21 protein-coding genes and 2 riboswitches are annotated in these 21,112 nt (G+C 36.2%); of the genes, 10 read left to right on the top strand and 11 right to left on the bottom strand.

Features of this window, described 5'->3' with window-relative positions:
• Positions 1-83: 83 nt before the first annotated feature.
• The 3 genes from mtnA to ACX5JI_RS03260 form a co-directional block, all read right to left on the bottom strand.
• Positions 84-1,154: an S-methyl-5-thioribose-1-phosphate isomerase gene (gene mtnA / locus ACX5JI_RS03270; RefSeq protein ID WP_459499658.1), complete on the bottom strand. Its 1,071-nt coding sequence runs from the start codon at positions 1,152-1,154 to the stop codon at positions 84-86.
• Positions 1,151-2,332, bottom strand: a complete 1,182-nt coding sequence (mtnK, locus tag ACX5JI_RS03265; RefSeq protein WP_459499657.1) for an S-methyl-5-thioribose kinase — start codon at positions 2,330-2,332, stop codon at positions 1,151-1,153. The genes mtnA and mtnK overlap by 4 nt, the downstream gene beginning before the upstream one ends.
• Before the next feature lie 90 nt (positions 2,333-2,422).
• Positions 2,423-2,564, bottom strand: a riboswitch (SAM riboswitch).
• A 73-nt stretch (positions 2,565-2,637) separates the two neighbouring features.
• Complete coding sequence (locus ACX5JI_RS03260; protein ID WP_459499656.1) at positions 2,638-3,417, bottom strand: carbon-nitrogen family hydrolase; 780 nt, start codon at positions 3,415-3,417, stop codon at positions 2,638-2,640.
• A gap of 97 nt (positions 3,418-3,514) precedes the next feature.
• Here ACX5JI_RS03260 and ACX5JI_RS03255 point away from each other — a divergent pair, with 97 nt between their 5' ends.
• The 6 genes from ACX5JI_RS03255 (at position 3,515) to ACX5JI_RS03230 (ending at position 8,662) form a co-directional block, all read left to right on the top strand.
• Positions 3,515-4,705 carry a pyridoxal phosphate-dependent aminotransferase gene (locus ACX5JI_RS03255; protein WP_459499655.1) on the top strand — a complete coding sequence of 397 codons (1,191 nt, stop codon included), beginning with the start codon at positions 3,515-3,517 and terminating at the stop codon, positions 4,703-4,705.
• A 52-nt stretch (positions 4,706-4,757) separates the two neighbouring features.
• Positions 4,758-4,863: riboswitch (SAM riboswitch) on the top strand.
• Between the two features lie 64 nt (positions 4,864-4,927).
• Complete coding sequence (gene mtnW / locus ACX5JI_RS03250; protein ID WP_459499654.1) at positions 4,928-6,172, top strand: 2,3-diketo-5-methylthiopentyl-1-phosphate enolase; 1,245 nt, start codon at positions 4,928-4,930, stop codon at positions 6,170-6,172.
• Positions 6,169-6,828, top strand: coding sequence for a 2-hydroxy-3-keto-5-methylthiopentenyl-1-phosphate phosphatase (locus tag ACX5JI_RS03245; RefSeq protein WP_459499653.1), 660 nt, complete (start codon positions 6,169-6,171; stop codon positions 6,826-6,828). The genes mtnW and ACX5JI_RS03245 overlap by 4 nt, the downstream gene beginning before the upstream one ends.
• Positions 6,825-7,463, top strand: a complete 639-nt coding sequence (locus ACX5JI_RS03240) for a methylthioribulose 1-phosphate dehydratase (RefSeq protein WP_459499652.1) — start codon at positions 6,825-6,827, stop codon at positions 7,461-7,463. Before ACX5JI_RS03245 ends, ACX5JI_RS03240 begins: the two co-directional genes overlap by 4 nt.
• Complete coding sequence (mtnD, locus tag ACX5JI_RS03235; protein ID WP_459499651.1) at positions 7,441-7,971, top strand: acireductone dioxygenase; 531 nt, start codon at positions 7,441-7,443, stop codon at positions 7,969-7,971. The genes ACX5JI_RS03240 and mtnD overlap by 23 nt, the downstream gene beginning before the upstream one ends.
• Positions 7,972-8,386: 415 nt before the next feature.
• Positions 8,387-8,662: a hypothetical protein gene (locus tag ACX5JI_RS03230; RefSeq protein ID WP_459499650.1), complete on the top strand. Its 276-nt coding sequence runs from the start codon at positions 8,387-8,389 to the stop codon at positions 8,660-8,662.
• A gap of 121 nt (positions 8,663-8,783) precedes the next feature.
• On the opposite strand, the gene ACX5JI_RS03225 is transcribed toward ACX5JI_RS03230, so the two are convergent.
• The 4 genes from ACX5JI_RS03225 to ACX5JI_RS03210 form a co-directional block, all read right to left on the bottom strand.
• A complete protein-coding gene (locus tag ACX5JI_RS03225) occupies positions 8,784-9,116 on the bottom strand; it encodes a DUF3909 family protein (RefSeq protein WP_459499649.1) in 333 nt (110 codons plus the stop codon).
• Positions 9,117-9,120: 4 nt separating this feature from the next.
• On the bottom strand, positions 9,121-9,999 hold the full coding sequence (locus ACX5JI_RS03220; RefSeq protein WP_459499648.1) for an NAD(P)-dependent oxidoreductase: 879 nt from the start codon (positions 9,997-9,999) through the stop codon (positions 9,121-9,123).
• Positions 10,000-10,003: 4 nt separating this feature from the next.
• Positions 10,004-11,134, bottom strand: a complete 1,131-nt coding sequence (locus tag ACX5JI_RS03215; RefSeq protein WP_459499647.1) for a serine hydrolase domain-containing protein — start codon at positions 11,132-11,134, stop codon at positions 10,004-10,006.
• A 92-nt stretch (positions 11,135-11,226) separates the two neighbouring features.
• A complete protein-coding gene (locus ACX5JI_RS03210) occupies positions 11,227-12,519 on the bottom strand; it encodes a GGDEF domain-containing protein (RefSeq protein ID WP_459500268.1) in 1,293 nt (430 codons plus the stop codon).
• 443 nt (positions 12,520-12,962) lie between these two features.
• Between ACX5JI_RS03210 and ACX5JI_RS03205 the strand changes: the two genes are divergently transcribed.
• The 3 genes from ACX5JI_RS03205 (at position 12,963) to ACX5JI_RS03195 (ending at position 14,657) form a co-directional block, all read left to right on the top strand.
• A complete protein-coding gene (locus ACX5JI_RS03205; RefSeq protein WP_459499646.1) occupies positions 12,963-13,580 on the top strand; it encodes a nitroreductase family protein in 618 nt (205 codons plus the stop codon).
• Between the two features lie 219 nt (positions 13,581-13,799).
• Positions 13,800-14,018: a hypothetical protein gene (locus ACX5JI_RS03200; RefSeq protein ID WP_459499645.1), complete on the top strand. Its 219-nt coding sequence runs from the start codon at positions 13,800-13,802 to the stop codon at positions 14,016-14,018.
• Positions 14,019-14,252: 234 nt separating this feature from the next.
• Positions 14,253-14,657, top strand: a complete 405-nt coding sequence (locus ACX5JI_RS03195; RefSeq protein ID WP_459499644.1) for a DUF3915 family protein — start codon at positions 14,253-14,255, stop codon at positions 14,655-14,657.
• Between the two features lie 57 nt (positions 14,658-14,714).
• On the opposite strand, the gene ptsP is transcribed toward ACX5JI_RS03195, so the two are convergent.
• From ptsP to glcT, 4 genes are all read right to left on the bottom strand, one after another.
• Complete coding sequence (gene ptsP / locus ACX5JI_RS03190) at positions 14,715-16,427, bottom strand: phosphoenolpyruvate--protein phosphotransferase (protein WP_459499643.1); 1,713 nt, start codon at positions 16,425-16,427, stop codon at positions 14,715-14,717.
• Positions 16,427-16,690 (bottom strand): phosphocarrier protein HPr, encoded by a 264-nt coding sequence (gene ptsH / locus ACX5JI_RS03185; RefSeq protein ID WP_000411078.1) that lies wholly within the window; start codon positions 16,688-16,690, stop codon positions 16,427-16,429. Before ptsH ends, ptsP begins: the two co-directional genes overlap by 1 nt.
• A 134-nt stretch (positions 16,691-16,824) precedes the next feature.
• Positions 16,825-18,888: a PTS glucose transporter subunit IIABC gene (ptsG, locus tag ACX5JI_RS03180; RefSeq protein ID WP_459499642.1), complete on the bottom strand. Its 2,064-nt coding sequence runs from the start codon at positions 18,886-18,888 to the stop codon at positions 16,825-16,827.
• A 335-nt stretch (positions 18,889-19,223) separates the two neighbouring features.
• Positions 19,224-20,072: a glucose PTS transporter transcription antiterminator GlcT gene (gene glcT / locus ACX5JI_RS03175; RefSeq protein ID WP_459499641.1), complete on the bottom strand. Its 849-nt coding sequence runs from the start codon at positions 20,070-20,072 to the stop codon at positions 19,224-19,226.
• Between the two features lie 165 nt (positions 20,073-20,237).
• Between glcT and ACX5JI_RS03170 the strand changes: the two genes are divergently transcribed.
• Positions 20,238-21,056, top strand: a complete 819-nt coding sequence (locus tag ACX5JI_RS03170) for an HAD family hydrolase (RefSeq protein ID WP_459499640.1) — start codon at positions 20,238-20,240, stop codon at positions 21,054-21,056.
• Positions 21,057-21,112: the final 56 nt, after the last annotated feature.

The raw sequence follows: 21,112 nt of genomic DNA, 5'->3' as shown, positions 1-21,112 counted from the left end.
TGGGGCAGGAAGAGGGGCTGACCGCTTCTATGCATGGCCGGATGCTCTCTCCCACCTAAAAAGAATGGTTTTATGTCATTTTTTCAATTTGTATTTATATAACTTGTTTTCTCAAATAATGAAGCGATTGCTACTTCATAATCCCCTTGTAAAATCCCTTTTTCAGTAATAATCCCAGTAATAAGATCATGAGGCGTTACATCAAAAGCAGGATTATAAACACCGACTCCCTCTGGAGCAATTTGTTTTCCAAAAATCTTTGTAACCTCACATTCGTCTCGTTCTTCAATCACAATTTCAGCGCCTATTTTCTTTGTAATATCAAATGTAGAAAGCGGGGCAGCAACATAAAAAGGAATCTGAAAATATTTTGCCAGTATAGCTAAATGTAAGGTTCCTATTTTATTGGCTGTATCACCGTTTGCGACAATTCGATCTGCTCCCACAATAATAGCAGAAATATTTTTTGTCCGTATCACATGGGCCGCCATATTATCTGTAATAAGCGTTACATCAACACCAGCTTGTTGCAATTCCCATGTCGTAAGGCGTGCCCCTTGTAAAACAGGTCTTGTTTCACATGCATAAGCATGTAAGTTCACCCCACGTTCTTTTCCAATATAGAATGGAGCTAGCGCTGTACCGTATCTTGCCGTAGCAATACTTCCAGCATTACAAATCGTTACAATAGAATCTCCATCTTTAAATCTAGTTAAAGCATGTTCTCCAATACTACGGCACACAATTTCATCTTCTCGTTGAATTTTAAGTGCTTCCGCTTCTAATATCTTTATCGCTTCTTTCATTTTTGTTTCCCCCTTAATAGAGGTACTCATACGATCAATTGCCCAAAATAAATTAACAGCTGTCGGGCGTGAAGTTGCTAAGTAATTACAATCTCGTTTGAATTTTTTTTCAAAATCAACCATATTTGTAACATTATATTTTTTTGCTGCAAGCGCTAAACCAAAAGCAGCAGTAATACCAATTGCAGGTGCTCCTCGTACTTCTAACATAACAATACTTTTCCACACATCTTCAATACTGTTCAACGTTTTATATTCTACAACATGTGGTAATCTCGTTTGATTTAATAAAGCAATAGAATCTCCCTTCCAACTTACAGAGCGCGGAACAGCAACTGTCTTACTCATGCTTTTATCCCTCCAGATACAATACGTTGAAATAATGTTTGGAACAAACGAATATCCGCACCTGCCGTTTCATGTAACAATAATTCTCGCCCTAAATATAATGCATGTTTTTTCACTTGAATTCTTCTATTCTTATCCTCTATGTCATCTAAATCTGCTACATGTGCTAATCCAATTGTTCGACGAATAATTTCACAACCAGCAAATCCAACTGCATCAGCAAAAATATTTTGCAATATAATCGCAAGCCATTGTTTCTCCTTTGTATACGGTCCTATCCCTTCTAGTACCCATAGCTTTGTAAATGTTTGTACAAAATTACTCCATGTTTTTTCAATATGGTAGAATAGAATATTTCGTTTCTCGTCTTCTCTTGATAGAGCATTCAACAATAAATTTGCAATAAATTGACCAAAGTCAAATCCAAGCGGTCCAAATGTGGCGAACTCCGGATCAATTATCTTCGTTTCAGCAGTTGATGAAAAAATACTACCTGTATGTAAATCACCATGAATTAACGCTTCTTTTCTAGTTAAAAATTTATATTTATACTGTGCTACCTGTAATTTTAATTTCTTGTCACACCAAAGTTCATCTAGGACAGATTTCAACTCTTTCTCATAATCGTTTGTTTCATAATTTCCAAACGGATCTGTAAACACAAGATCTTCTGTAATTTTACAAAGATCAGGATTTACAAACTGTCCGTCTAACACTCTTTTCTCTTCTGTTAATAGGCCAAAATCTGATGTATAAAACAAAATGTGCGCTAAAAAGCGTCCGATATGCTGAGATAAAAGCGGATAATCTTCCCCTTCTATCAACCCTTTACGAGTAATGGTAAGAGCCGATAAATCTTCCATTACAGTCACTGCTAACTCTTCATCATGACCGTATACTTCTGGAACATATTCCGGTACATATTTTGCAAAAATTTGCAGTGCTTGACTTTCAATTGTCGCCCTTTTTATCGAAAGTGGCCAGCTTTCTCCAACAACTTTCGCATACGGAAGAGCCTGTTTTACAATCATACCGTGCTCCCCATCATGGAGCCGGAATACGTAATTTAAGTTTCCATCTCCTATTTCATGACAAGTTATCTTTGCCTCTTTCTGAAAATATCCATGCTCTTTTACATACTGAACCGCTGTTTCTTTTGTTAATGAACGATATCCCATTTTCTTATCCTCCTTTTTTAATTCAGAGGCTTTTCATCATAAGAAAAACCTCTTTCCATGAAGAAAGAGGTTTGAAGTTTATCTTCTCACCTCTTATCTGTCAGAAAGCTATTCTTTCTGCTGGAATTAGCACCGTGCCTTTTTGGCGCATAAGCGCCCCATTTCACAATGGTATTACGGTCGGTTGCTGGGTTTCATCGGGCCATATCCCTCCACCTGCTCTTGATAAGAGTTGCATGATTTATTCGAATTTTTAACTTTCTGATTCAGACTATAACAAGAATAAAAATCATTTGTCAACATTTTTATTTATATAATTCTGGACGTCGATCTGCAAAAACAGGAATACCCTTACGCACTTCCTTAATTTTTTCTAAGTTTAAATTCCCTTGTAAAATTGATTCTTCTTCTCCTGCTTCCACTACCACTTCTCCCCATGGATCAACAATAAGAGAATGTCCAGCAAACATATTATTTGGATCCTCTCCTGCTCTATTGCACGCAACCACGTAACATTGATTTTCAATCGCTCTCGCTTGAAGAAGTAAACGCCAGTGCGCTAAGCGAACAAGTGGCCATTCTGCTACAACGAATAATACATTTACGCCCCTGACAGTATGAACACGCATCCATTCCGGAAAACGAATATCGTAACAAATGACACCACCGCACTGCACACCATCCAGTGTAAATTCTCCTGTCCCACCACCCGCTATTAAATAGTTATGTTCATTCATCAACTGGAACAAATGGACCTTGCTATACTCACCTTGCAATTTCCCTTCACGATTCACTATATACATCGTATTCGTAACCCCTTGATCTGTTTGCTTTGCAATAGAACCACCAACAATATTTACATCATATTGCTGTGCCCATTCTGAAAGAAGTTGTTTTACTTTAATTCCCTCCACATCTGCAATTTCTAGAAGCCTTTCTAAATCATAACCAGTCGTCCAAAGTTCCGGTAATACGATAACGTCTGGTTCTCCTTGCATCGCTTCTTCTATTTTTTTCTTTGCATGTTCAATATTTATTTTCACATCTCCAAAAGCAATATCCATTTGAATACATGCGACTTTCATTTTATCCACCTCATTTTCAATTTTTCTTTACAAAAACTTAGAAAGGTTATATCATTTGTCACTAGAATTGTAACAATTTTCAAAAGAGGTGGAAAGTATGAAACATTTTCAACCTTCCGAGATTGTAACTTCGTTACCAACACAGTTTTTCGCTTCGCTTGTTGCAAAAGTTAACAAAGTGGTTGCAGCAGGTCACGATGTTATCAATCTAGGGCAAGGTAATCCAGATCAGCCAACACCGCCGCATATCGTAACAGCTTTACAACGTGCAGCAGAAAAAACGGTTCATCATAAATATCCGCCATTTCGCGGACATGAAAACTTAAAAGAAGCCGTTGCTACGTTCTATGAGCGTGAATACAGCGTCAAAGTTAACCCAAAAACAGAAGTTGCTATTTTATTTGGTGGAAAAGCAGGACTAGTAGAATTACCACTTTGTTTCACAAACCCTGGTGATACAATCCTTGTACCCGACCCAGGATATCCTGACTATTTATCTGGTGTCGCTTTAGCCAAAACAAGCTTTGAAAAGATGCCGTTATTAGCAGAAAATAATTTTTTACCAGATTACACAAAAATCGATAATTCTATTGCTACACAAGCAAAATTAATGTTTTTAAATTATCCTAATAACCCAACTGGTGCTATCGCGTCAAAAGAGTTCTTTGAAGAAACAATTGCATTTGCGAATAAAAATGATATTTTAGTCATTCATGACTTTGCTTATGGAGCAATTGGTTTTGAGGGTAACAAACCAACTAGTTTCTTACAAGCAGATGGTGCAAAAGATGTTGGCATTGAAATTTACACACTATCAAAAACATTTAATATGGCCGGTTGGCGCATCGCCTTTGCTATCGGTAACGAAAGTGTCATTGAAACGATCAATTTACTACAAGATCATATGTATGTCAGCATTTTTGGTGCTGTACAAGAGGCAGCTTGCGAAGCACTACTCGGTTCACAAACTTGTGTAAATGAGCTGGTTGAACGCTATGAATCACGAAGAAATACACTCATTTCAGCTTGTCATTCAATTGGCTGGGATGTTGTCGCACCAAATGGTTCATTTTTTGCATGGCTTCCTGTTCCTAACGGTTATACATCGGAACAATTTACCGACTTATTACTAGAACAAGCACACGTAGCAGTTGCACCTGGAGTCGGATTCGGTGAACATGGCGAAGGCTACGTTCGCGTTGGATTATTACATACAGAAGAACGACTACAAGAAGCCATTCAACGAATTGATAAATTAAAAATTTTCAAAAAAACATTGACATCCTAAAAAAACTCTGTCAAAATTCAGATAACGAAAAAATTCAAACATTTCAAAATACTTCTTATCAAGAGCAGGTGGAGGGACGAGCCCGACGAAACCCGGCAACCGATCTACAATTGTAGACACGGTGCTAATTCTCGCAGCATTACGCTGACAGATAAGGAGCTGGTTGTAAAAAAACCTCTCCTTAGCTGAGAGGTTTTTTTATTTAACTAGGAGGTTATAAAAATGAGTGGAATAACAGCAACCTATTTAATCCATGATGATTCTCATAATTTAAACAAAAAAGCCGAGCAAATTGCTCTCGGTTTAACAATTGGTTCATGGACTCATTTACCACATTTACTACAAGAACAATTAAAACAACATAAAGGTAATGTCATTCATGTTGAAGCGTTGAATGACCAAAAACGTGTAAATACATATCTTGAAAAAGAAGTAACACGTGGACTCATTAAAATTCATTATCCATCACTAAATTTCAGCCCAGATCTACCGGCCATTTTAACAACAACTTTTGGGAAATTATCACTAGATGGTGAAATCAAACTAATTGACTTAACATTTTCAGACGATTTAAAAAAATATTTTCCTGGTCCGAAGTTTGGTATTGAGGGCATTCGAAATCAGTTAAAGGTCCATGACCGTCCACTTCTCATGAGCATTTTCAAAGGAATGATTGGACGCAATATCGGATATTTAAAAACACAGCTTCGTGATCAAGCAATTGGTGGTGTAGATATTGTAAAAGATGATGAAATCTTATTTGAAAATTCATTAACACCACTCACAAAACGAATTTCTGCTGGAAAAGAAGTATTACAGTCTGTATACGAAACATATGGGCATAAGACTTTATATGCAGTAAATTTAACAGGGCGTACCTACGATCTAAAAGAAAATGCAAAACGTGCCATCTCAGCTGGTGCAGATGTTCTTCTATTCAATGTATTCTCGTACGGACTAGATGTATTGCAATCTCTTGCTGAGGATAAGGATATTTCTATTCCTATTATGGCGCACCCTGCTGTTAGCGGTGCTTATACATCATCAAAATTATATGGGATTTCTTCACCATTGTTACTTGGAAAATTACTTCGTTATGCTGGTGCAGACTTCTCTTTATTTCCATCACCATACGGCAGTGTTGCATTAGAACAAAAAGAAGCTCTTCTTATTACAAATAAACTAACTGAAAAAGATCCGTCTTTAGAACAAAGCTTCCCTGTTCCATCAGCTGGCATTCATCCTGGTTTTGTTCCATTTATCCTTCGAGATTTTGGCAAGGATGTTGTCATTAATGCAGGCGGTGGTATTCACGGTCATCCAGCCGGGGCACAAGGCGGAGGAAAAGCATTTCGAGCAGCAATTGATGCCACTTTGCAAGGAATCCCATTGCGTGAAGCAGGTAACACTGATTTACATGCTTCACTGCAATTGTGGGGAAATCCATCTCACGAGGTGAAACTATGAGTCTTCAAATTTTTTGTGACTTCGATGGTACGATTACGAACAATGATAATATCGTTGCCATCATGGAGAAATTCGCTCCACCAGAAGCCAAAACAATTAAACAAAAGATTCTATCACAAGAAATATCTATTCAAGAAGGGGTAGGGAAACTATTTTCCCTTTTATCTACAAGTTTACAAGAGGATATCACTACTTTTATAAAAGAAACCGCGGTGATTCGCCCTGGATTCCAAGAATTTGTACAGTTTATTCAAACAAATCAAATTTCACTTCACATTATATCAGGAGGAATGGACTTTTTCGTCTATCCCCTTCTAGAAGGAATCATTAGTCCTGAACACATTTATTGTAATACGACTAATTTTTCCGGTGAAACAATTAAAGTGAACTGGCCACATCCATGTGATGAACATTGCAAGAATCAATGCGGTCTTTGTAAATCAACATTAATTCAGCGATTAAGTTCAACAAACGATTTCAACATTGTCATTGGAGATTCAATTACCGATTTACAAGCAGCAAAACTTGCTGATAAAGTATTTGCTCGTGACTTTCTTATCACAAAATGCCAAGAACACCAAATTTCCTATACAGCATTTGAAACGTTTTATGACATACAGACAGAAGTTAAACAATTGCTTGAGGTGATAAAATGAAACAGCTTTTTCACAAATGGGAAGAGTTAAGTAAACTAAAGAAAGAATTAACGGATCGCAACTGGTTTCCTGCTACAAGCGGAAATATTTCAATAAAAGTAGGCGACGCTCCAACTACCTTCCTTATTACAGCAAGTGGAAGAGATAAAACGAAAATTACGCCTGATGATTTTCTATTAGTTGATCATACAGGAAAGGCTGTTTTAGAAACCGATTTACGCCCTTCCGCAGAAACCTTGTTGCACACTCATATTTACAATCATACAGAGGCTGGATGTGTCTTACATATTCATACAATTGATAACAATGTGATTACAAACATATATGAAAAAGAAGTTTTACTTTCGAATCAAGAAATTATTAAAGCTCTTAATATATGGGAAGAAGGAGCATCTATCAAAATTCCAATCATTGAAAATCATGCTCATATTCCAACGTTAGGAGAAGATTTCCGAAAACATATTCATGATGATACTGGGGCTATATTGATTCGCAATCATGGCATTACCGTTTGGGGAAAAGATAGCTTTGATGCAAAGAAAAGATTAGAGGCATATGAGTTTTTATTCCAATTTTATATAAAACTATTATCAATTCAAGGAGGCGTTTCACATGGCGCAAATTCGTATTCATGAACGAAACACACGTATTGAAAATGAAGTGGAAGTGGAGCAATTTTTACAAGGAGAAGGTGTTTTATATGAGAAATGGGATATTTCAAAACTTCCCTCTCATTTACAAGAGAACTATTCCTTAACTGATGAAAACAAAAAAGAAATTTTAACAGTATTCTCAAGCGAAATTACTGATGTTTCAGAACGCCGAGGTTATAAGGCGCACGATGTTATTTCCCTTTCAAATACAACGCCTAATCTCGATGATTTATTAATTAACTTTAAACAAGAGCATCATCATACTGACGATGAAGTACGCTTTATTGTCAGCGGACATGGTATTTTTGCCATCCAAGGTAAAGATGATCGCTTTTTCGATGTTGAACTTGAGCCCGGTGATTTAATCTCTGTACCAGAAAATACAAGACACTATTTTACTTTACAAGATGATCGCCAAGTTGTAGCTATTCGTATTTTTGTTACAACAGAGGGCTGGGTTCCTATTTACCCCGCTATTCGCGGGCAGTAAGATCTCCCACGATGGGTGGGAAATCTTACTGCCCATAAAAGCCCAATTGGTGGGGGATAATAAAGCCTTCCACTAATTAAAGTTTCACTTTACTAAGGTAGTTAGTTGAATAAAAGGAATCGGACCCCCTTTTCCATCCTTTTATTCACTCTACATATATACATCCTCCTATGGAACAGGCTTATTTCATAAATATGAAATAAGCCTGCTTTTTTATTTTCTCTTGCTTTGTAATATCTCCTGATAGATGAGTAATATCTACAGAACTTTTTTATTTTCACTTTATCAAGTACGTTTCTCAATAAATTTTGAACATTCTTTGAACTTTTTCTGAAAATTCCGTTTAATTTGTGTTATAATACAAATAATAGAAAATGAAGCGAAAATAAAACTGCAAAAAAAGAGGGGGAAGAACATGAATGTAATTCTAGCACTTATATTCGGAGTTACTTGTGGAGCTATTCCTGCTATTCTCGGGGCAATTATGGAGGAATTAGAAATTGGTATATTTGGTTTTGTCGCATCTTCTGTAAGCGCTTTACTTTTCGGCTTGTATGGTGCTATTCCTGTCGCTATACTCTTCACATTATATATACTACGTCATGCGCGCACAAAGCAATTCAGTCGAAACCATATGGCCCAAATCATTCCATTTCCAATTGAACGCTCTCGCCGTGCTTCCAGCTTATAATTCCATTATTTTATCCTCACAATACATCTACTTTCTTATACCCTGTCTGTATCGAATTTAGCTCCCAGGTTTATTTATCATGTTTTAAACATAATAAAAAAGTCCTCCACCGAGGACTTTTTTATTTATTATCTTCTAAAAACTGAAATAACTCTTGTAAATGAAGAGCATCTTCTCCGTAACTAACAGATACATAACATACGTCATCAATTTCAGCATACATATACAAATCAATGCCTTCACGATCATACTTTAAAGCTAAGTAAAATTCCATTTCTTCTAACATTTTCTTTGAAGTTCGAATAACATAATGGCCATTTTCATCACGTCCGTATTCAAACTTTGGCTCAAAATCATATTTTTTCCTAAATGCTGCTTGTTGCTTATCATTAATCGGCGTACAAGTTGTCCGCTGCACAGCATCAATTATCCCATCGAATTTTTTCAAATCCATCCTATTACCCCTTTATGTATTTTTTATATAATACTTGTGTGCCACTGTCTTCCTCTCCAGCTTCTACTAATTGTTCATATAAACCTTTTGCAAGAGTTAAACCTGGGACAGGTAATCCTAATTTTTCAGATTCATCTAGTGCAATTTTCATATCCTTCATAAAATGTTTCACATAAAACCCTGGTGCAAAATCCTCTTTTAACATGCGCGGGGCTAAATTACTTAATGACCAACTACCAGCTGCTCCTGTTGAAATACTCTGTAATACTTTATCTGGATCCAATCCTGCTTTCTTTGCATAAGCTACCGCTTCACAAACTCCTATCATATTAGAAGCAATCGCAATTTGATTGCACATTTTTGTATGCTGTCCACTTCCTGCCGGCCCTTGTAACTGAATGTTCTTTCCTAGTTTCTCAAACAAAGGTAAACAAACTTCATATACATCTTGGTCTCCACCAATCATAATGGCAAGTTTACCTTCTTTTGCCCCAATATCTCCTCCTGATACTGGTGCATCAAGCGTATACACATTCTTTGTTTTTCCAGCTTCATATATACGTTTCGCTAGCGTTGGTGTAGATGTTGTAAAATCAATTGCAATTGTCCCTTCATTTGCATTTGTGAGAATTCCTTCTGTTCCAAAATAGATTTCCTCCACATCATGCGGATACCCTACCATCGTCATAACAACATCTACATTCTGTACCAATTCTTTTGGTGAATCACACCAATGTGCTCCTTCTTTTAATAAAGGAGTTGCCTTTTCTTTCGTACGGTTGTACACATATACTGTATAACCACCTTTTAATAAATGGTGTACCATACTCTTCCCCATAACACCTATGCCAATAAAACCAATTGATGAAATTACCTGTTTCATCTACTCATCCCCTTTGTTCTATTAAGTCGCTGACCATCTTCCTAAATTCCTTATTCAAATCATCATTTATGCCATTTTGTACATTTGAAAATAAAATAACAAACGTTCTATTATCTTTATTAAAGTTATTAAATGTATTCCAACCAGCAACTACACCATGGTTATGAAAATAATCAGGGTAAATATAAAAACTGAATGCATATTTTCGTTCTGGTGGAGGCGTAAACATCATTTGTATACTCTTCTCTGAAAGAAGTTTTCCATTTATAATTGCTTCATCCAACTTCTTCATATCCCCAACTGTAGTATACATCTCACCACAGCCATATAACCAATCCATCGCTAATTTTGGTGCAGGTACAAGCGCATTGTCTTTCTTTGTATATCCTTTCGTAAAATGTTGATCTCCTGGCATCATATTCCCCATGCCTGATTCATACATTTCTGCCCGTGCAAATATATTTTCCTTTACATATTCCCCTAGAGGCTTTTTAGATATATTTTCTATAATATAAGCCAACACCATATAATTATAATCCGTATACGTCCATCCAGTCCCTGGCGGAAACTCTACCTTTTGTTTTCCTATCCATGTAACTAAATTTAAGCGTGATGTAGCATTTACTTTTCCCTTCCCCTTCCCTGGTAAACCAGAAGTGTGTGTTAGAAGATGGTATAATGTAATATTTTTATCCGCCGGAAATGAAGGGATATATTTATTTACATTGTCCTGAATATTTAATTTCCCTTGCTCTTGCAACTGTAAAGTCGATGCTGCCACCACAGTCTTAGTAATAGAACCAATACGATATTTTGTTTGGGGCGTATTTTCAATTTTGCTTTGAACATCCGCATACCCATACCCTTTATTCAGCACAACATAATCTTTATCCGTCACGAGAACCGTCCCATTAAAACCTTTGTCCTTTAAATATTGATCTAACTTTTGTGCCACACTGGCATAATCAATTGGTAGTTCCTCCTTTTTCGCCAAAGCATCGTGCAACCCAGACTCAACAGAAGGGGTGATCTTTGAAGTTACTGCCACTTCCTTCTTTGGTATGTAAAAAAAGCAATATACACTTCCGCATACGATAGAGCCAATCAAGACCATAATAATCCATTTCTTTATCATTCAAAAACCTCCGTAGTCGCTTCCTTATAAATGGTCCCCTCTTCCTATTATCTGATAACAGAAAAAAATCGCAACAATTTGTTGCGAAAAAATCACATTTTTTCCTTTCTATATAAACGCACTTGATTTTTCCCATTTTTTTTTGCTTCATATAAAGCAATATCCGCTCGTTGTACGAATTCCTCTTTTGTAATTCCTTGCTCATATAAAGCAACTCCAAAACTCGCCGTTAATTTTGAAATGCGAGAGAACTGTTTCGTTTCAATAAAAAAGCGTAGCGATTCGGCTAACTGAAAAGCCTCTTTTTCGGTTGTACTTACTACTAATATAACAAATTTCTCTCCACCCCACCGTGCGAAAATATGCTGGGATGCTATTTTAGATTTCAGAAGTTCTGCTAACTGAATTAATGCTAAATCACCAAAATCATGCCCATATGTGTCATTCACTTTTTTAAAATCGTCTATATCAAAAAGAATAAGAGCCATTATTTGATTCATGCGGTTCTCAATTCTCCATTTTTCCTCCAATAATTGCTGAAACTTTAAACGGTTATATATTTCTGTTAAGGAATCCATTGCAGCAAGTTGTTCTTGCTCTTGATATAATGCATCCAACTCCGTAATCTCTGTACACTTAACAATATACCTAGATACATTTTCTAATACCGGTGCAGCACGTAATAAAAAAACAATTTCTTCGCCTTCATCATTATACATTTTTATTTTCCTGGCATTTTCTAACGAATCATCAAGCCAGGTTATATCATGATTTGTTGTGTAATATCCATGCTCTTGAATAAAATGTTCCGCAAATATCATATGATTCTCACGGTATGAAAGTAAATCTTCATATCCAAAAAAACTCAAAAAGTTCGTATTACAATCAACAATCTCATCATCTTCTACAATAAATAATAAATCATTTTGAAAATCAAACATCATTTGAAGAAGCTCTTGTTGAATAGTCACTTGCTGTAATAGTGATATTTGATACAAACTCTTGTTTACCTCTTCTAGCACAATCTGTGGTGTAGCAGGAGCTAGCACAATATTTCGTATCCCTATTGTAAGCAACTCTACAAACTTTGATGTCACCGGCTGATCCCATATAACAATAAAAGAACTCGTGGAATTATATATGCGTTTTATACGCTCTACTTGCGCACCGTCCGACACATAAATAATTACAATTTGTGGTCGAACTTTTTCAAATAATATTTCTCCTTCTTCAAAACTATTTGCTATAAACATACATTTTGGGTGTATATCATCAATTGTATACTGATGATTACCCCCTTCTTCTATATAAAGTACATTTACATGGAGATCTTGTAATACATTTTGAAAAATCGTATTTTCTAATAAAAAATATAGTATGTTCACCACTGGCTTTCACTCACTTCATATATCCTGTTGTACTGAATGCTTCACTCTCCTTTTTTACAAGGGATCGTTATCAAAAGAAACCGATTAATAAGGGCTAAGCATCAGCAAGAACGAAGAGTTTGCCCGCTGACAAGAGCTGCACTTTGCATATTCCTTCTTAAGCTGTGAATCATCTTTTTATTGTATGACCACACGAATAACAACGTGTGTACGCACGCCCTCATTTTATTTTAATCTCAACAACTTGACAATTAAAATAAAGATATTATATTCTTTTACAGTGATAACTTACAAAATGTAAGTATAAATTTGTACATATGGAAGTTTTATAAAGTGAACCTTTAATCAGAGGTATTTTTCTTCATCCCCCTCTGAATCTTAAGGGGGGCTTACTGCCCACAAATAGTGGATAAATTAACATAAAATTTTGGAGGTATATTATGACACAGCAAGATTTCTTTACTGTTTTATACGAACGAACATCTAATCGTGCATTCAATCCTGAAAAAGAAATTTCAAACGACGAATTACAAGCGATTTTAAAAGCAGCTGGCCAAGCGCCATCAGCTTGGAACTTACAACATTGGAAGTTTCTTGTTTTCCAAGGTAAAGATGTACAAAACCGTTTACATCCAATCGCTTATAATCAGCAACAAATTCTTGATGCTTCTGCAGTAGTCGCTATTTTAGGTGACCTAGAAGCAAATAAAAACATCGATTCTATATATGGACCAATCGTAGAGCAAGGGTTTATGACAGAAGAAGCAAAGGAACGTTTGTCACAAAATATTGACTCTGCATATAAACGTGAACAATATCCACGCGATGCAGCCCTTTCCAATGCATCTTTAGCCGCAATGCAACTTATGCTTGCAGCGAAGGCAACTGGCTGGGATACTTGTGCAATCGGTGGCTTTAATCCACAAGCACTAATGGACGAATTTAATGTTTCTTCTCGCTATGTACCAATTATGCTCATTACAATTGGAGAATCTACATTAAAAGGTCATCCAGCACCGCGTATGAATATCGAACAAGTAATGGAATGGGCTAAGTAAAACACTCCCACAATCGCATCTAAAAACGAAGGATATACGCCTTCGTTTTTAGATGTTTTTTTGTAATATTCCATATATAAATAGCATTATATTTCTCTTCTCCTCCCTCTGAACTGTAATATTTTGTCGAACTTTGTTACACTTTGAAATATAAGGGGTGATTTTTTGTTACAATTGTGATACAATAGTAACAAATAGATAACAAGAGAGGGATTTTCATTGAATTCATATGGAAGCTTTATTGCATTTTTAAGCTACGCCGTAACGGTACTGCTTCTATACTTTATTGGAGATGCCACAAATATTACAATGTTACAATTTCCAAAAGAAAAAGCACTACAGCTAGAAGAGGGACTACATATCTCACAGTCTATCGTACCATTACTATTAGCTCTTCCCGTATATGCAATCGTTTTATATAAAAGTAAAAAAATATAAAGGATGCCTTTTTTACAGCTGAAGGTGTCCTTTTTCATATCCAGTTATTCGTAATGAAAGAACAAATACTACACTAACGGTTACAACCTATCTCTTTAGACATTTGTTCTTTTATTCAAATGCCTCTCGATTCATTTAAAATAAGAAAATATCCTATTTAAAAATTCACCCTCTGTCCAATCACCTTATATACAACTTACATACATTATAAGTGTGAAGGGGGTGATGAGAATTATGTTTGGATCTTTTGGATCTTTTGGATGTTGTGATGGTTTTAAAGAATGTCGTCATGGCAGAAATGATCACTGTCAGCATGGCAGAAATGACCACCGTCAGCATGGTAGAAATGACCACCGTCAGCATGACAAAAATGATGGTAATCATCAAAACAGAGTATCATGTAACGTTCTTGCTAACGTCTCGATTGGAACAAGAATTTCACTTCTATGTATTAAAGGCTGTGGCACATTCCGTGATGTAGTATTCGAAGGTTTTAGTGGTGGAGTTGCTCTTTTCTCCAATGAATGCAAAAAGCATCATTACTATGAAGAGTGCGAAGAAGGATGTCATCACAATGACCATTTTAAAGGGGTATTGCGTGTGTGCCCAGATGATATCACTGCACTATCAATTTGCTAGCATTTGATAGTAAAAAGCCTGAGACCGATTTCAAATCAGTCCCAGGCTTTTTTTCTATTAAATGCTTTTAACTAATTCAACAACTTCTTCAGCAGTTGACATTGTTAATGCTTTTTGTGCTAACTCTTCCATCTCTACTTTTGACAACTTACTTAGTTGTGTTCTTGCAGGAAGAATAGATGTTGCACTCATACTGAATTCATCTAATCCTAATCCAAGTAATAATGGGATTGCAAGTGAATCTCCTGCCATCTCACCACACATACCAGCCCATTTTCCTTCTTTATGAGCAGCATCGATAACCATTTTTACAAGACGTAAAATAGATGGATTATACGGTTGGTATAAGTAAGATACGCGTTCATTCATACGGTCAGCAGCCATTGTGTATTGGATTAAGTCGTTCGTTCCAATTGAGAAGAAATCAACTTCTTTAGCGAACTGATCTGCTAATACTGCAGAAGCAGGGATTTCTACCATCATACCTACTTCAATAGCGTCAGAAACAGTTGTACCCGCCCCTACAAGTCTTTCTTTCTCTTCTAATAAAATCGCTTTCGCTTGACGGAATTCATCAAGAGTTGCAATCATCGGGAACATGATTTTTAAGTTACCGTATACGCTAGCACGAAGTAATGCACGAAGTTGTGTACGGAACACATCTTGTTCGTCAAGGCATAAGCGAATCGCACGGTATCCTAAGAAAGGATTCATTTCTTTTGGTAAATGTAAGTATGGAAGTTCTTTATCTCCACCGATGTCAAGTGTACGAACAACAACTGGTTGACCTTCTTTTACACCTTCAAGAACTGCTTTATACGCTCCGAATTGCTCTTCTTCTGTTGGAAGATTGTCACGGCCCATGTATAAAAATTCTGTACGATATAAACCAACGCCTTCTCCGCCGTTGTCAATGATACCTTGTACATCATTTGGTGTTCCAATATTTGCAACAAGCTCAACATGGTGTCCATCGCTTGTTACAGTTGCTTGATCTTTTAATTTAGCCCATTCAGCTTTTTGCTCTTCAAACTTTGCCTTCTTTTCTTGGAAAGCGTTAAGAGTTTCTTCAGATGGGTTTACAATTACTTCTCCATCTAAACCGTCGATGATTACGATATCGCCATTTTGGATTTTCTCCATAACAACTTTTGTACCAACAACAGCTGGAATTTCCATAGAACGAGCCATAATTGCAGAGTGAGATGTACGTCCACCGATATCAGTTGTGAAACCTTTCGCATAGTTACGGTTTAATTGAGCTGTATCAGATGGCGTTAAATCTTCAGCAATAATGATTACTTCTTCAGAAATTGTACTTGGATTTGAGAAGTTAATTCCTAGTAAATGTGCAAGAACGCGTTTTGTTACATCGCGAATATCTGCTGCACGCTCTTTCATATATTCATTATCCATGTTTTCAAACATAGTAATGAACATCGTTGCAACTTCATCCATTGCAAATTCAGCATTTACTTTCTCGCTATTTACTTTATCTTTTACTGGATTTACTAGTTCTGGATCATTTAGTACTAGTAAATGTGCTTCGAAGATAGCAGCTTTATCAGCACCTAACTCAGCAAAAGCGTGATCTTTAATAGCTTCTAATTCAGATTTTGCTTTCTCAAGCGCAGCGTCTAAGCGTGCAATTTCTGCAGCTTCATTCGTAATCGTTTTCTTTTCAATGTTAAATTCAGGATTTTCAAGTCTGAAAGCCTTTGCAATAGCAATCCCACTTGATGCAGCGATCCCTTGAATGTTAAGAGTCATTATTCTCCTAATCCTTCGTTTTTCATAGTTTCTTCGATAGCTGCTAGTGCTTGAGCTGCATCATCACCATTTGCAGTGATTTTAATTTCTGCGCCTTGTTGAATACCTAAAGACATAACGCCCATAATTGATTTTAAGTTAACATTCTTTCCGTTATACTCTAAATTAATGTCTGCACCAAATTTGCTTGCAGTGTTTACAAGTAGAGTTGCTGGACGAGCATGAATTCCTGAGTCGCTAGTTACTTTAAAGATTTTTTCCATGATAATTTATCTCCTTTAAATACAGTATTTTTTAGTTGTATAGACGTGAGTACTACATCATCTATTGTATATAATAGGCGATGTTCGGTCAACCACATCGCCTATTATAATTATAAACATTTTGCGTCAATTTCTTACTGAATGTCAATAATTGCGTTTTCGCCCTTCTTAACATTTCCATCTTTTTTCAATTCGACTTGTTGCCCTTGCTGTAAATTCGTAAAAATAATTGGTGTAATAATAGATGGTGCATTTTCTTTTACAAATGCTAGATCTACTTTTAATAACGGTTGTCCTTGTTTCACTGTGTCACCTTGCGCGACAAGTGCTTCGAACCCTTCACCATTTAATTTTACAGTATCAATACCGAAGTGAATTAAAATCTCTTTTCCGCCTTCAGATTGAATCCCAATTGCATGTTTCGTTGGGAATACATTGACAATCTCACCGTCAACTGGAGAAACTACGGTTCCCTCTGTTGGCTCAATTGCAAATCCATCACCCATCATTTTTCCTGAAAATACTTGATCAGGTACTTCTGTAATTGGTAGCAGTTTCCCTTCAATTGGAGATACAATTGTTTCATTTGTATCCGTTTTTTGTACAGTTTCTTCTGCTTTTACAGGCTCTTCTTTTTCAACATGAGGTGTACGACCTGACATAATATCATGAATTTGTGATTTTAACGTGTCAGATTTCGGCCCGAAAATTGCTTGAATGTTATTTCCAACTTCAAGTACTCCCGCTGCCCCAAGTTCTTTTAAGCGATCTTTGTTTACATTTTTTTGCTCATTAACTTGAACACGTAAACGAGTGATACAAGCATCTAAAGAAGCAATGTTTTCTTTTCCACCAAGCGCTACTAACACTTCACGTGGAAGTTCACCTGCTTCTGTTTTCCCTGCGCCATCAGTATCCGTCGTTACTTCACGACCAGGTGTTTTTAAATCCCATTTACGGATTGCGAAACGGAATCCGAAGTAGTAAATAACTGCAAGTACAAGACCGACAACGATTACCCACCACCATGGTGTACGGCCTGGTAAAACACCGAATAGTAAGAAGTCAATTAAACCACCAGAGAATGTCATACCAATTTTAACACCTAAAATTTGCATTGTCATAAATGATAGACCTGCAAATACAGCATGGATTCCAAATAATACTGGTGCTACGAATAAGAATGAAAATTCAAGTGGCTCTGTAATACCTGTTAAGAAAGATGTTAACGCAGCAGATCCTAAAATACCAGCTGCTAATTTTTTATTTTCTGGACGTGCTTCATGATACATTGCTAAAGCTGCTGCTGGAAGACCGAACATCATGAACGGATATTTACCTGTTGTAAATGTACCAGCTGTTAATTCTACACCGTCTTTTAATTGTGCCATAAAGATTTTTTGGTCGCCACGGATTAGTTCGCCAGCTGCGTTTGTATACTGACCAAATTCAAACCAGAACGGTGAATAGAAAATGTGATGTAATCCAAATGGAATTAAGGAACGTTCAATTAAACCAAAAATAAATGCTGCTAACGTTCTATTCGCATCAATCATTTGATGTGAGAACGTATTTAAACCACCTTGAATGTGTGGCCAAATGAAACACATTACAATACCTAATAGTAAAGAGAATGTTGCAGTTGCAATTGGTACGAATCGCTTACCTGCAAAGAAACCTAAGTATGAAGGCAATTCAATATTGAAGTATTTATTATAGCAATATGCCGCGACTATACCGACGATAATACCACCAAATACCCCTGTTTGTAGTGTTGGAATTCCTAACACATTTGCATATGCTGGATCTGTAAAACCAATTTTTACTGGGTCTGTTCCAGTACTTGTTACTTTCACAAGCTTGTCTACTTCTAAGAACACACTCATCGTCTTGTTCATAATTAAGTAGCCGACGAATGCTGCTAAACCAGCTACTCCGTCTCCACCAGCGAGCCCAATCGCTACCCCAACTGCGAATAATAACGCAAGATTAGCGAAAATAATATCACCAGATTGCTCCATGATTTTTGCAACCATTACGAACCAATCTGCTTTTAAAGCAGGAATAACATCTGTTAACTGTGGATTTTGAAATGCATTACCAAATCCAAGTAAAATACCTGCTGCCGGTAAAATCGCTACTGGAAGCATAAGCGCTTTTCCGACTTTTTGAAGAACACCAAAGATCTTCTTAAACATGGAAACCCTTCCTCTCTTATCTATATTGTACTTTTCGACAAACGCCAAAAAGGCATGAGGAAAAAAAGATAGAACGATAGCTATACAAAAGGTAGTATGTCCCTTTCTCTAGCTTACATTCCTGACTTTTCTCCACTCATGCCTGATCGAATCAGTAACACGTGTCAAAAATAGGTTTACGTATAAGTTCACTATTTTAAAGCAAACGTTTTCGTTATTTGCCTTAACTTGTTTGTCGAAATTTGTATAACTGTGCAAAGTTTATTATACATAACATTTGTAAGCGATTCAATCCTTTTTTTAACGTTTTCATTTTAGACAAGAATATATATCTTTTACACACGCTCTGCTTTTATTAATCTTTGCAAATGCATCGTTAAATAAATACTTTCTGCTTCATATACCGGAAGTTGTAATTCTTTCTGCATTACCTTCACAAGCTTCCACGCTAAATTATAACAAACTGGATACTCCGCTTTTAATAAATCAGCAAACCCTTGTGATTCTTCTACCTTCTCTCCCTTTTTTACACGCTCAATTGCATATTGCAAATGACGAATCAGACGTAAATAATGAATACTTTCTGGGTCTAATGTAATGTGTAAATTTGTTTCAATTAAAGATACAAGCTGTGCAATGAGACGAGAATTTTGACTAACAGAAGATAAATCAGAATTCGTAAGTGAACTATAAATGTGAAGTGCAATAAAACCAACTTCTCCTTCTGGCAATGTAATTTGCAAACGAGAATTTAAGAGTTGTACAACTCCTTCAGCGATTTTATACTCCTCTGGATATAGCATCTTTGTCTCAACTAAAAAAGGATTATCAATTGTGAATCCTTGCTTCATCCTTTTGATTGCAAAAGAAATATGATCCGTTAAAGCAATATGAATATGTTCATTTAATGGTGATTGCGCCTTTTCTTGAATGTACAACATAATATCATTCATTACTTCAATTAGTTTTTCACTTACATGTGGTACTAAACGTTTATATTGTTCACGATCACGTTCATTTTTCAAAACAAACATTTTTTCAATTTGTTCTGCTTCCAACACATCTTTCGCTTTTTTTCCAAATCCAATTCCTTTACCGATCACTACTACTTCCTCATGTTCAGGATGGCTAGCAATGATGACATTATTATTTAAAACTTTTTTAATTTCAAGATAATTATTCATATAACACCACCCTCGTACTTAAATAGCCTACTTTTATGTTACAGAACATTCTTCTTTTTCGTCAATGCAAAACATCTACCATTTTAGAAAAAATCATTTTTTAGACATGCTTGCACTATATACGTATAATGAAAAAGCATATGCACATAGAAAGGAGATAACAAAATGATTAAAATGTTTGTAAGCGATATTGATGGTACAATGATGCAGCACGGGGGCATCATTGATCAAGAAGATATCGCCGCACTTCGTAGTCTCGTAGACCAAAATGTAATTCTTTGTTTCGCCTCTGGTAGGCTGGATAATGAAATTGCTGGTTTAATGAAAGAGGTTGGTACCCATTTTCACCGTATCAGTGTGAATGGTGTCTTTGTATACACACATGATAATAAACAACTATTGTCATCGACATTTGATTCAAATATTTTACCCGATTTGTTAGCTATGACAAAAGAAGAACCATATTTTCGTTATGTAAGCGATGAACATAATTATTACATCGAGGAAAAAACACCTTTTATCTATGAACTTGAAGAACAAATCACAATGACTTCTGTTGAAGAACCAAGTTTATTAGAAAAAATTGATGATACAATCTTCCCAAATAAAATTTCTGTTGGTGGCATGAAAGAGGACTTACAAGCCCTTCAGAAAAAAATTGATGAAAAATACCATGGGAAGGTCAGCACCTTTATTTCAGCTGAACAGTGCTTAGATGTTATGCCACCTAATATTAGTAAAGGCTCGGCCATCTCTGTTTTATTACAGGAATTCCAAATAAAACCTGAAGAAATTGCTTGTATTGGCGACTCTTATAACGATATCCCAATGTTTGCACTAACACCTCATAGCTTTGCTATGGCGCAAGCAGATAACGCAGTAAAAGAACATTCGCATTATGTCGTAGACTCTGTAAAAGATGCTGTCGAACACGTTCTAGCTCACAATTCAAAGCAAAATAAAAATACGACTCACTCCCTATAAGGATGAGTCGTATTTTTATTTTGCTACATATCCGATGAACTGAAAGTAGAATGCGC

This window comes from Bacillus sp. C1 (assembly GCF_054570475.1).
The sequence above is the reverse complement of the archived record's forward strand: the minus strand, read 5'-3'. Positions and strand labels throughout refer to the sequence as shown.